The sequence below is a fragment of the Pseudoselenomonas ruminantium genome (genome assembly GCF_900113715.1).
Lineage (GTDB): Bacteria > Bacillota > Negativicutes > Selenomonadales > Selenomonadaceae > Selenomonas_A > Selenomonas_A caprae.
In genome coordinates, this window is the sequence record NZ_FOQK01000015.1 from 65,684 (window position 1) to 78,006 (window position 12,323).

At 53.5% G+C, this 12,323-nt stretch carries 10 protein-coding genes and 1 rRNA gene; 2 read left to right on the plus strand and 9 right to left on the minus strand.

Features of this window, described 5'->3' with window-relative positions:
- Positions 1–31: 31 nt before the first annotated feature.
- Positions 32–1,621 (minus strand): sensor histidine kinase, encoded by a 1,590-nt coding sequence (locus BM181_RS15580; protein ID WP_256211339.1) that lies wholly within the window; start codon positions 1,619–1,621, stop codon positions 32–34.
- Entirely contained in the window at positions 1,618–2,298 is a 681-nt protein-coding gene (locus tag BM181_RS09205) for a response regulator transcription factor (RefSeq protein ID WP_075444205.1), read from the minus strand. The genes BM181_RS15580 and BM181_RS09205 overlap by 4 nt, the downstream gene beginning before the upstream one ends.
- A gap of 148 nt (positions 2,299–2,446) precedes the next feature.
- On the opposite strand from BM181_RS09205, the gene BM181_RS09210 reads away from it, so the two are divergent.
- Both BM181_RS09210 and BM181_RS09215 read left to right on the plus strand, forming a co-directional pair.
- Positions 2,447–2,650, plus strand: a complete 204-nt coding sequence (locus BM181_RS09210; protein ID WP_075444208.1) for a hypothetical protein — start codon at positions 2,447–2,449, stop codon at positions 2,648–2,650.
- Positions 2,651–2,710: 60 nt separating this feature from the next.
- Positions 2,711–3,703 (plus strand): DUF6033 family protein, encoded by a 993-nt coding sequence (locus BM181_RS09215; RefSeq protein ID WP_075444211.1) that lies wholly within the window; start codon positions 2,711–2,713, stop codon positions 3,701–3,703.
- A gap of 66 nt (positions 3,704–3,769) precedes the next feature.
- On the opposite strand, the gene BM181_RS09220 is transcribed toward BM181_RS09215, so the two are convergent.
- From BM181_RS09220 to rrf, 7 genes are all read right to left on the minus strand, one after another.
- Complete coding sequence (locus BM181_RS09220; RefSeq protein ID WP_075444214.1) at positions 3,770–4,576, minus strand: hypothetical protein; 807 nt, start codon at positions 4,574–4,576, stop codon at positions 3,770–3,772.
- Positions 4,577–4,706: 130 nt separating this feature from the next.
- Entirely contained in the window at positions 4,707–4,910 is a 204-nt protein-coding gene (locus BM181_RS09225) for a protein kinase (RefSeq protein ID WP_075444217.1), read from the minus strand.
- A gap of 100 nt (positions 4,911–5,010) precedes the next feature.
- Positions 5,011–7,227, minus strand: a complete 2,217-nt coding sequence (recD2, locus tag BM181_RS09230; RefSeq protein WP_075444221.1) for an SF1B family DNA helicase RecD2 — start codon at positions 7,225–7,227, stop codon at positions 5,011–5,013.
- An 18-nt stretch (positions 7,228–7,245) separates the two neighbouring features.
- Positions 7,246–9,216, minus strand: a complete 1,971-nt coding sequence (gene abc-f / locus BM181_RS09235) for a ribosomal protection-like ABC-F family protein (protein ID WP_075444224.1) — start codon at positions 9,214–9,216, stop codon at positions 7,246–7,248.
- 76 nt (positions 9,217–9,292) lie between these two features.
- Positions 9,293–10,612 carry an LCP family protein gene (locus BM181_RS09240; RefSeq protein ID WP_075444227.1) on the minus strand — a complete coding sequence of 440 codons (1,320 nt, stop codon included), beginning with the start codon at positions 10,610–10,612 and terminating at the stop codon, positions 9,293–9,295.
- A 103-nt stretch (positions 10,613–10,715) separates the two neighbouring features.
- Positions 10,716–11,858 carry an HD-GYP domain-containing protein gene (locus BM181_RS09245; protein ID WP_075444230.1) on the minus strand — a complete coding sequence of 381 codons (1,143 nt, stop codon included), beginning with the start codon at positions 11,856–11,858 and terminating at the stop codon, positions 10,716–10,718.
- Positions 11,859–11,977: 119 nt separating this feature from the next.
- Positions 11,978–12,094, minus strand: a 5S ribosomal RNA gene (gene rrf / locus BM181_RS09250).
- Positions 12,095–12,323: the final 229 nt, after the last annotated feature.

Genomic DNA, 12,323 nt, shown 5'->3' on the forward strand with positions numbered 1-12,323 from the left:
TTTTCCTTGCCGTTTCTTGTTCATACAAGATTTATTCCTCCGTTTCTGACAGCCTGCTTCCGCGCAAGATAAACCTTGTACCTATCCCCTGCTCACTCACACAAGTAAGGGAAAATCCATGACGGCTGGCGATTTCCCGGGCAATCGCCAGCCCCATACCAGTTCCCTGGGCATTATTTTCGCGGCGTGCATGGAAACGATCGAAGATATATGGTAAATCCGCCGCTGCAATCCCACAGCCATGATCTTCCACCGTCACCTGCCAGCTGTCCTGCTCACGCTGGCCACGAATTTCGACAGTCTGTCCCGTAGCCGAAAACTTCACCGCATTGTCGAGCAAGATTACCACCAGCTGACGCAACCGCCCATAGTCCCCAGCCACAGGCAAGGATTCCGCTAGTTTCACTGTCACTTCCACTGCTTTTGCAGCAGCTACCGGCTGGATGCTGCCAGCTGCTTCCTGTATAGCTTCCCGGAAATCCAGCGGTGTCATCTCCATCGTAAAGCCTGGATTCTGCAAGCGGGAAAGTTCCAGCAAATCGCCCACCAAACGCTCCAAGACCGACAGATTCTCCATCATCTGATGGAGATATTTGCCGCGTTCTGCTTCGTGCTTTACCAGCCCCGACACCAATAATTCCGCTGTACCGCGCAGCACCGTAAGCGGTGTACGCAACTCATGGGAAATTGCCGAAAGGAAATCCTGCCGCTGCTGCGTCAACTGCTCACGCTCCTGCCGTGCCGCCTCCAGCCGCCCGCCGAGCCTGTCGATATCGCCAGCCAGCATACCGATTTCATCCTGCTGGCTGATTCCCGTGCGCTCACTATACCGTTCCTGGGCAAACGATCGCGCTACAGCCTGCATCCGGTATAGCGGGTTCATAAACCTGCGCGTCAACAGCAGAGCCAGAATACCTGACAGCAGCAGGCCGAGCAGCACCGAAATCAGCAGCAGCTGCAAGCCGTCACGCAAGGTCTGCTGCATTTCCTGCAGCGGCCGATGGATCAGCACTGCGCCGATTACCGCGCCATCCGCTCCAACCAGCGGCGCTCCCACCGTCAGCGATGGCATATCGATGAGTGTACCGAAATCACGGCTGACTGCCGTCTGCCCTGCAAGCACTTGCTGCAAAATGTCCGCTACCGCGGATGGCAGTTCGCCATCCTCCCGATCCGTGTTTTCCCCATAAGCATAAATCGTACGGTTACGGGCCGACACGATCCATACCTTGCCCTGCATCATCTGATCCAGCTGCCAAAGGAATTGCCCCGCCTGATTGACTGCTGCGGGTTCAGCCGTTCCCGCGCTGTACTGCTGCCGGCACCATCCATGCTGCGCACGTCCAGCCCCCATATGGCGCATCATATGATGCGGACTGCGGGATGCTGGCGCTATGGCCGCATTTTCATCCGCTACTCCCTCAGCCAGCAGCTGCTGGCTGCCGGCCAGGGAGGGAATAGCCGCTGCCAGCGTCTGTGCGCGCTGCCGCAGTTCATTTTCATATACCTGCTGCGTGTAGCGCGTGAACAGCCAGGAAAACACCGCCCCGCAAAGAAGCGCAAACAGCAGCAGGGTCAATGAGAAATACGCCAGCAGGCGTCTAGTCAAGCGATGTTTCATGACATAACCTCCCACCGATAGCCGCGCCCCCATACCGTGCCGATTGCACAGCCTGAGAGGCCCGCCTGTTCAAGCTTAGCCCGCAAGCGGCGTATATGCGTATCGACCGTGCGCGTATCCCCCGTGTAGTCCATGCCCCAGATCTTGTCGAGCAGCTTGTCCCGGGAAAACAATTGCCCGGGATTTGCCGTAAACAGCAACAAAAGATCGGCCTCCTTATGCGTGAGGCGCACAGTTTTCCCGGCCACCAGCACCCTGCCGGATTCTTCTTGAAACACCAGATTGCCGTATTGACGCCCCTGCCCCGCATCGCCGCTGCGGGACAAGCGCCGCAGTATCGCCTTGACGCGTGCCATGACTTCCGGCGCCGAAAACGGTTTGACCACATAATCATCAGCGCCGATTTCCAGCCCCATAATGCGGTCATAATCCTCGCCTCGGGCCGTAATCATGATGATGGGAACATCCGAACATTCGCGAATCTTACGGCAGACAGCAAAGCCGTCAAGCTTTGGCATCATGACATCGAGCAGAATTAAATCGATATCCTCCGTGCAAAATAGCTGCCAGGCCTGTTCCCCATCCGCAGCCATCACGGTTTCATAGCCGGCTGCCCGGGCAAAGTTATCCAATATATCGCGAATCGCTTCGTTATCGTCTGCCAGCAATAGTTTCATTTCTCTCCCTCCTGACAATCCTAGTCTAGCAGAAAAGCCCCTTCCTGTCGTGCCGCAAAAAATTTTTTTCTTGTAACAGTTTTGTCACAACTGCCTGCTATACTGGACACAGAAAAGAAAACACAAACATTTACAGGAGGAATTCCCTATGAAAAAGAAAATCATCGCCCTGCTCACTGGTGCCCTGCTCATACTGGCAGTGCCAGCATTTGCTGCCGACAGCGATCCAGCCCCCGCGGATAACGGCTGGGGCTGCTGGCGCAACAACACCCACTGCCCGTATGGCCCGGAAGACAATCGCGGCGATTCCTACTGCGGTGGCGGCCAGCGCGGCTGGCACCATCGCCAGTGACACACCACCATTTTCTGCTTAACCTCCAGGCCCGATCATCCGATATATAGATGAGGGAATTTGGCTCTCAACGAAACGGATTTCAATGGCCAAGAAAAGGAGTACATCATGGCTAACACCATCCATCACGCAGGCCACCATCCCCGGCTGGAGAATGCCGGCCCGGCCAGCAAAAAGCGTCCTGCTGCGGGGGCTGACCGCCGTCAGGACATCATCCGTGCTTCTCTGGGTGCTGACAAGGATTTCTCCCTTTCCCTTTCGGATACGGCCTTGTCCCATGCCGCCCGGCGGCCGCAGGCAGATACCGCCGCAGCCTCAGGGCAGCAGGGCGTCCGCCCGGAGGAGGAGCAGCTTTCCGCCAAGGCCAAAGATTACCTGGCCAAGCTGCGGGAACAATACGGCGACTACGACTTCATCATCGCCGATGACGTGCAGAATCCGCTCGACGTCACTGGCCCCAGCAACAAGAAATACTTCGTTGTCCTGTCCAGCGAGGAAATCGAGCGCATGGCAGACGACGAGGACTTTGCGCAGGAAGTGATGGGCAAGGTCGAATCCGCCATCGGCACGCTGAACAAGGTCCAGGAACAAGGACTGCTCGGCGAGGGCGTGCGCTTCAGCCGCTTGGCGATTTCCTTTGATGCTGACGGCAACACAAAGCTGTTCGCTGAACTTGAGCGCATGAGTGAAGAGCAGCAGCAGCGTCTCGAAAAAGCCAAGGCCAAGCGCGCCGAGGAGAAAAAAGCCGCCGCCAAAGAGCCCCGGCCACCACTCCCCGATGATGCAGGCCTGCGTAACGCCATCAAAAACAGACGGCCGCCACATCATCCGCCGTTGGAATCCATCCTGCGGCTGCTGCAACAAGAGGAGACTAAGCCCGCCGCTCAGGCCGAGGGCCAAGCCGGGCAGCAGAAGCCTCATGGCAGGCACCATCATCCGGTCCACCACACACCAAAATCCTCTGCCACACCACCACCAGCCACCCATACGGTGCGCATTGAAGCCGGCTCGGTAGAGGAACTGCTCGACAAAGCACAGCAGATTGAATGGTAACTATATAGAAAGAAAAACTCTGGTGCAGAACACATTGCACCAGAGTTTTTTTTTGCTGAAATAGCTTCAACGAACTTCTGTGACGACGCCATCCTTCGTATAAACGTAGATGGATTTGCCATTATGATGGAAGACATACTGTTTGATGCTGCCTTCTTTTGTCTCGCTCGCATTGATACGATCCGGCTTGCCCATCGCTGCCGTAACCTTTTCTTCGGAATCGCCTGGACGCAGGTTACCGTATTTTCCCTCTTCCAGCGATTTCTTATGTTTTTCCGCATTCTGCGCATCGGAAGCAGCCTGTTTTTTCGCTTCATTCTCCATGCCGATAATCAGCCGTTTGAACGGGATAATCTTATCAGCCAATGCACCATTATAATTATCGGGCAAATCAGCTGCCAGCTGCTGTAATGTCTTGTTTTCCAAAACATTGAGATTCGTCATATGGCCATCGTATGTGCTGACTTCACGCATGGCCTTTGCATAAGTCTTGAGTACAGCTGCATCGGGGCAATCCACTGCCATCTTTTCCGCTACACTATCACTGTCGAAATCGTGCAGGAGATTCAGCGCATAATCGATTTTCTTTTGATCTGGCTTCGAGAATGAAATGTCACGCAGGATATCTTCAGCCTGCTGATATTTCTTTAGCAGTGCGGTTTTATACTCGGAATCTAGTTCCTCGCTATACTCCGAAACCACCTGCGCCTTCATCTCATGAAAGCCATTGATGCCGCCGACAACTGCGGCCACGATTCCCATCATGACAGCCAGCAAAGCCAGCGGATAACGGCGACGCTTGAAAAAAATCCCGCCCACCGCAAATATGAGCAAAGGGCAAGCTAGAAATAATACAATCGTTATAAAAGACATAACACCCTCCTCGTCCACATACAGATATTTTTATTCTACCACCACTATGCAAACAGGTAAATGGGACTAATGGGCATAAAAATACCAGCTACTGCCAAGGCAGTAACTGGTATTTAGCAAAACCAATCGATTAGTCTTTGATTGCAGCCAGGACTTCCGATGCAGACAGGTTATTCTCTGCCATGTAAGCCGTCAGCTCCTGATAATCCTCTTTTGCTTTCTTTTCTTTTACATCAGCAAGCTGTGCTTTGAGTTTTTTGAGCTCTTCCTGCTTCTTGGCGATTTTCTCTTCGAGAACCGAAATCTTCTCATCATAGTTTGCTTTTCTTGCCATTTTTATTTCTCCTTTAATATCGACTCTATCGATTTATCTTATAACATAGATTGTAGCAAATAATCCGCGATTCTGCAAGATTATTCTTGCCGAATGGCGATTATTGATTTTCCAGCTGTTGGCTCAATCGCTCCGCCAGCAACGTATACCGCCTGCGCATCCGATCGTTTTCAACGGCAGTTGTCAGTGCCGCCTTGCTACCAAGCAAAATGACCTGCCGTTTAGCACGCGTTACCGCCGTATACAAAAGATTTCGTTGCAGCATGATGCGATGACTGGGCGTCAATGGCAGTATGATGACCGGATACTCACTGCCCTGGCTTTTATGGACACTCATCGCATATGCCAGCATGAGCTCATTGAGCTCACTTTTCTCGTAATCAACGACGAGTTCCTCGGAAAATTGTACCGTAATATGACTCGGTTCCACGGCGGCAATAAAACCGATATCGCCATTAAATACACCTTTGGTATAATTGTTTTTTGTCTGCATGACTTTATCGCCCAAGCGAAAAATCTGCACACTGTTGACAAATTCAGCCTTGGATGCTGCCTTTGGGTTCAGCGCTTCCTGCAAAAGTTTATTGAGATTCGCTACGCCACATTCCTGCCGATGCATCGGCGATAACACCTGCACATCCGTCAATGGATTGAACCCTGCTTTCGGCAAAGTTTCAGCACATAAGGCCACAATAGTCTTGGCCGTCACTTCATCATTCGGCGTTTCAATGAATTGGAAATCACCAGTCATCCCGCAGGACGGCAGGCGCCCCGCATTGATGGCATGCGCATTGAGCACGATGGTGCTCTCCCCGCCTTGGCGGAATACCTCACTGAGGCAGACACTCGGTATGACCCCTGCCCGCAGGATATCCTTGAGCACCGAACCAGGGCCGACGGCTGGCAGCTGATCCACATCACCGACGAGGATCACATGGCAGCCATCCGGGACCGCCTCAAGGAAATGCTGCATGAGCACGATATCCATCATCGATACCTCATCGAGGATGATGGCATCAGCCTCCAGCTGCTCATCTGAATCCTTGGCAAACATCGAACCGCCATCTTCTGCCCGGCCGCCCTGCGCCTCAAGCATGCGATGCACAGTCATCGTCCGGCGTCCCGTAGCATCGGCCAGCCGTTTTGCTGCCCGCCCCGTAGGCGCGCCGAGCAGGATGTTGAGCCCCGCCAGTTCCAGCATGTCGAGCATGCCACGCACGACCGTCGTTTTACCGGTACCAGGGCCACCGGTCAGCACGAAGATGCCATGCGTCAGCACCGCTGCCATCGCCTCACGCTGCCCCTTGGCCAGATCCAGCCCGGTCATCGTCTCCCATTCCTCGACGAGCTTGGACGGATTGGCGATGGACAGCGGCTCGGCGTACTTCTGCAAGTAGAGCAGTTTGCGCGCAACCTTCTTCTCCGCCCGGTAAAGATACGGCGGGTAGATCAGCGTCTCTGCGCCGACATATTCGACGGCCAGCCGCTGAAGCTCCAACTGTTTCTTGAGCACCCGGCGCACCGTTTCCGGCTCCACCTGCAGGAGCTTGGCCGCTTTGCCCACCAATGGCTCCTCGGGAATACAGCAGTGCCCGTTGAGCGAGATCTGCTGCAAGGCATAGTCAATACCAGCAGCCACACGCCCCTCATCATCGCGCGTCATCCCGAGGCTGGCGGCAATGGCATCAGCCGTCGCAAAGCCAATGCCTTCCACTTCCTGCGCCAGCTGATAGGGATGGCTTTCGAGCATATCGATGGCAAACGAACTGTATTGCTTGTAGATACGCGCCGCCAAGGCACCTGACACGCCGTGGCTCTCCAGCCAGAGCATGATTTCGCGCAGCTCTGATTGGCTGTTGTACGAGGCTGCTATCTTTTCTGCGGTCTTGCGCCCAATGCCTTCCACCAGCTCCAGCTGATGCGGCTTCTGCTCGATGATGGCAAGCGTGTCTGCGCCAAACTTGGCTACGATACGTCTTGCCATCGCCGGACCTACTCCATCAATGACACCTGAGGCCAGGAAGCGTTCGATGCCCTCGACACTTGTCGGTGACTCCAGCCGCATGCTCACAGCCTTGAACTGCTGCCCGAAACGCGGATGGACAATCCAGCTGCCCTTCAGATGGATCTGTTGTCCGACCAGCGGCGGCTCCGCATTCACCGTCACATTGATGCGGCTGTTCTGATGTGCCGGCCGCAAGCGGAATACCGAGAACTGTCCATTGTCACTCGCAAAGATCACGCTGTCTACGAGGCCCTCGATTTCCTCTTCTGCTTGCAGCCCCAGCGTCGTCTGCTGATATTCAGAATTTGCCATAGACGGCCTCTCCTTTCCTCACGCTTCGGTAAGACGCTCCCACTTTTCATAGCGCTGAACGATTTCCTCTTCCTTGGCCGCATATGCCTCAGCGATTTCCTGGCTCTTCACGGGATCTGCCTGCACCGCAGGATCGTTCATCTGATACTCCAGGCCCTTGAGCTCTGCCTCAGCCATGGCGATCTCAGCCTCAGCGCGCTGGATCATCTCCGTGCGCTTGGCCTCACTCATGCTCTGGATGCGGCCAAGTTCAGCCTGTGCCTTCGCCTTGTTGTCCTCAACTGCCTGCCCGGCCAGCTCGCCTGTCTTTCTTGCCGCCTTGGCCTGCTTTTCCTTTTCACGGGCCGCCTTGATTTTCTGGGCTTTTTCCTCCTCCAGCCGTGCCTCTTCGGCCTCCGCGGCAGCCAACTCCTTCTTCATCAGATAGTAGCTGTAATTGCCCATATACTCGGTCAGCTGGCCATTCTCAAGTTCCAGCGTGCAATTGGCGACCTTATCGAGGAAATATCGGTCATGCGATACGGCCAGGAACGTCCCCGGATAAGCCATGAGCGCTTCCTCGACGGCCTCGCGGGCCGGGATGTCCAGATGGTTGGTCGGCTCATCAAGAACGAGGAAGTTCGCCCCTGTCAGCATGAGCTTGAGGAAAGCCACCCGCGACTGCTCGCCGCCAGAAAGATCGCCGATGCGGCGCAGGACTTCATCGCCATGGAACAGGAAGGCACCGAGATACTTACGCGCCTGCTCCTCATCGATGCCATACTCGTACATGATCTCATCCAGCACAGTGCTTTCCATATGCAGGCCCTCGTGCTGCTGGGAGAAATAGCCGATCTTGACGCGGCTGCCGATTTTCACGCGGCCAGCAGCTGCTTCGATCTCACCGACCAGCACGCGCAGCAGCGTCGTCTTGCCCGCACCATTCGGGCCGACAAGTGCCACGCCATCCCCTTTACGGATCAGCAGCGAGATATTGCGGAAAATATCATGCGCGCCAAAGGAAAACGCCACATCCTCCAGTTCGGCCACACGCTGCGCACACTCTGGCGGCGTATTGAGCGCAAAATAATTGAAGGACGCCTCTTCCGGTGGCAATACAATGCGTTCCAGGCGATTGAGCTGGCTTTGACGGCCGCGCGCCTGTTTGGACTTGATGCCAGCCTTGTACTTGCGGATATATTCTTCGGTCTTCCTGATATGCTCCTGCTGCTTTTCATAAGCCGATTGCAGCGCTGCCCGGCGCTGCGTTTTGACCTTCATGAAATACGTGTAATTACCCTCGTAACTCGTTACCGTCTTATTCTCAAGCTCAATGATCCGCGTCGCTACCTTATCGAGGAAATAACGGTCATGCGAGATAATCAGCACGCCCCCTTTATAGCTCTTCAAAAAACCTTCGAGCCACTCAATCATATGGATATCGAGATGGTTGGTCGGCTCATCGAGGAACAGGAAATCCGGTTCACGCAGTAGTGCCTTCGCCAGGCAGATACGCGTCTTCTGCCCTCCCGAGAAATGCTGCACGTCCTTGGCGAATTCCACCTCCGTAAAACCAAGACCAAAGGCGATGCGCCGGATGCGGCTCTCATAATCATAGCCTTCGAGGCGCTCAAACTGCTCGACCACCTTGCTGTAAGCCTTCATCGTCTCTTCATCATGATCTACGGCGATCTTTTTCTCCAATGCCCGCTTGCGCTCGCCGAGTTCGATGATATCATCAAAGGCCCGGCGGAACTCATCATAAAGTGTCCCCTCGCCAAAATCTGCCTGCTGCTCGACATAGCCGATCGTATCGGCACTATCAAGCTGTATCGTGCCGCCATCTGACTCTTCCTGCCCCATGAGCATCTTCATCAGCGTCGTCTTGCCCGCACCATTCGCGCCAACAAAACCCACGCGGTCACCGCGTCCTACCTCAAAATTCACATCATGAAACAACTCATCGATGCCAAAGGCCTTCTTCAGTCCCATGACTTTCAATATACCCAAAATCCACTCACCTCATCGAGAATACGAATATCAGTTCTGCTATAATAAAGCCTTCCCCGAAAGGGGAAGGTTTATACTATTTACGATAATCCAAGCCGATATGGACAACAGCCTGATTCGAGCTGCCGCCATCCATGATCACACATTTGAACGGCATGCCATAGAAGACATCGGTATTGCGCGTCGACGTCGTGATCGTCGTCTGCTGCCGCGAACTTGTCTTGCCCGTCTCGACGCCTGAGATGATAAAGCCCTTGCGCTGCAAGATGCCCGCCACCTCAGCACCAGCACCGTTGATGCCGCTGTCGTTGATGACCATGACCGAAATCTGGTTCGGCTTCATCGCTTGCTGTTCTTTCTTCTGCTCACCAGCCTCAGAGACCTCCTCGACCTTGCCCGTTGCGTTCTGCGACTTGGCAAGGATCTGCATGTCCTTCGGCAGGCTCTTCATGTATTCATCCTCATCGGCCTGCGCCTTAGCCTTTTCCTCAGCCGTGGCCTCAATGCCCAGCTCATCCATGATCAGCTGCCGCAGATCCGTGATATCGGGAATCCAATAGCTGACATCCTGCAGATAGGCCGGCTGGCCGGGAACCATCTGCGCCGACAAGCCATTATCATGGATGGCCTTCATCTGCTTGGCAAAGCTCAAAAGCTCCGGAACCGACATATCTGTCGTGATTGCCGAGCTTACCTCCTCGATGAACTTCGGCAGCCGCGGCAGCATCTCAGCCGAAATCAGCTTTGCCAGGCACGCCTTGACGAACTTCTGCTGGCGGCCGATGCGGCCAATATCGCCTTCCCCATCACGATAGCGGACATACTGGATGGCCTTCTTGCCATCCATATGCTGCTCTCCCGGATAGAGATCAATGACAAGACCGCCATTATCATCCCAGGGATCTTCATAGTGCATGCGCTTTTCTACATCGATATCCACGCCCCCCATCGCATCAATGATGCGTTCAAAGGCAGTCGTGTTGATGATGATGTAGTGATCGATCTTGACGCCAAGCAGCGATTCTACCGATTTCTGCGACATCTTATGCCCGCCATAGGCATAGGCATGATTGATCTTCTCATAGCCATGGCCATCAATCGGCACCCGCGTATCACGCGGCACCGAAAGCAGTGCCGCCTTGCCTTTGTCTTCATCGAGTGCCGTGACCATCATCGTATCACTGCGCCCCACATCATCCTTGCGGCTATCGACACCAAGTATCATGACATGGACAATATCATTTTTTGCTGATGCCCCCAGAATTCCTCCCGAGCTGCCACCCTGCTGGCTGCGGCCCAGCGAAAAACCCGCTACCGCTACCATTATCGCCAGCAGGAACATTCCTACCAGCCGCAAACGCTTAAAACTGCGTTTCTTTTTGCGTTTCTGCCGCATTAAATCGCGCTCCTTAGCCAATAATTCAACTCACTAAGTATAACAAAAAACGGCCTTCTCCGCAAACAGAAAAGGCCACAGGCAACACGCTGGCGGCGAAGTCTCAATCCGCCAAAAAAACCGAAGGATCGATGTTGATTTCATGGATGAAATGACGCAATTCATTATCCGACAAGACGATCTCAATCGCCTTTTCCCCTGCCGGATCTTTTGACAAATAAATCGTATGGGGAATCGACAGGATATTGCCATCAGGATCAGCAAACAGGATGATTGTCGGCATCTCCGTCTGCCCAAAAAGACAGTCCTTGACAATACCATATCCGTAAATCGTTTTCAGTATCGTACCGACAGGATAGATCGACACATTGTTGAAAAACAGCTTGAGCAGATCCTCATCAAATTGCCCTCTCATGACACGGGTCATGATCGTATAAGCCACATGTGACGTATATGCTTTCTTGTAAGGACGCTCACTTGTCAAAGCATCATATACATCCGCAATGGCCACGATCTTGGCATAGCGATGGATCTGCTCACCTGCCAATCCACGCGGGTATCCCCGTCCATCAACATGCTCATGATGCTCAGCAGCAATTGCCGCCAAAACACTCGGCGACGGAAGCATGCGCTCCATATGCATGATCCGGGCAGCACCATCCAGAGGATGCTGCTGCATCATGGAAAACTCAGCCTCCGTAAGGTGCGTCGTCTTTGTCAGGATAGCCGGCGGGACATTGATCTTCCCCAGATCATGGAGCAGCGCTCCCAAGGTCAACAGCAGCAGATCCTTCTTGGAATAATGGCAAAGCATCCCGAGCATTGCCGATAGGATTGCTACATTGACACTATGCGAAAAGGTATACGTGTCGTGCAGACGGATATCGGTAAGCTGGACAAGATTTTCCTTGCGGTCGATGATGTCAAAGATGATTTTCTCGGATACAGCCTGCATGGCATCCACATCAAGCTCGCCAGTCTTCTCCACGCTCTGGAAGGTCTCATATACCTCTTTGATGGCATTGATACGTGTCTTCTCCTGCACCACATCTTCCGGCGGCATCAGCTGGAAATTAGGGTTCAGCGAAGTGACCGTAACCGTCGGGATCCCGATCTTCTTTAGCTGGTCAATGTACTCGAGGGTTATCGGCTGCCCCTTGACCAGATAACTAGCTCCATGCTTGTTGTATATACTTTGCGCAATAATCATGCCCTGCTTGAGCTTCCTGATTGGCAGGCGTATCATTGCTCATCCCATCCCTTCATCCAAAACTGTACAACTATACACCACAATATCTATATCATATCTTATTTCGAAGGATTTGCAAAGAAAAAAGACATCCACAACGTGAATGCCTTTCGCTTAACTGGCAACTCCCTATCCTCCCAGTCCGTCTCCAGACAAGTACTTTCGGCGTATATGTGCTTAACTACTGTGTTCGGTATGGGAACAGGTGGAACCACATAGCCAGCGTCACCAGATATTTGATTGAATGAACCATGTCCACTCAAAACTATACAGAAGAATGTCGAACATTTTAGTTCTTAGCGGTCAACGTCAGCCAATCATCTACGCCTTGCAGGCTTGATTCTTGGGACGTTTTCGCATACGGCCTGTTATCCAATCATTTTTCGCTTACGCTCGAATTCTTGGACAGGCCAGTAAAGTTAAGCCCTCGACTTATTAGTATTGGTCCGCTGCATGCCTTAC

Coding starts and splice junctions, on each gene's coding strand:
- BM181_RS09240 (WP_075444227.1), bottom strand. CDS start 10,612: ATGCGGCAGAAACGCAAAAAGAAACGCAGTTTTAAGCGTTTGCGGCTG.
- recD2 (WP_075444221.1), bottom strand. CDS start 7,227: ATGGCAAATTCTGAATATCAGCAGACGACGCTGGGGCTGCAAGCAGAA.
- BM181_RS09225 (WP_075444217.1), bottom strand. CDS start 4,910: ATGGCAAGAAAAGCAAACTATGATGAGAAGATTTCGGTTCTCGAAGAG.
- BM181_RS09205 (WP_075444205.1), bottom strand. CDS start 2,298: ATGAAACTATTGCTGGCAGACGATAACGAAGCGATTCGCGATATATTG.
- BM181_RS09245 (WP_075444230.1), bottom strand. CDS start 11,858: ATGATACGCCTGCCAATCAGGAAGCTCAAGCAGGGCATGATTATTGCG.
- BM181_RS15580 (WP_256211339.1), bottom strand. CDS start 1,621: ATGAAACATCGCTTGACTAGACGCCTGCTGGCGTATTTCTCATTGACC.
- BM181_RS09210 (WP_075444208.1), top strand. CDS start 2,447: ATGAAAAAGAAAATCATCGCCCTGCTCACTGGTGCCCTGCTCATACTG.
- BM181_RS09220 (WP_075444214.1), bottom strand. CDS start 4,576: ATGTCTTTTATAACGATTGTATTATTTCTAGCTTGCCCTTTGCTCATA.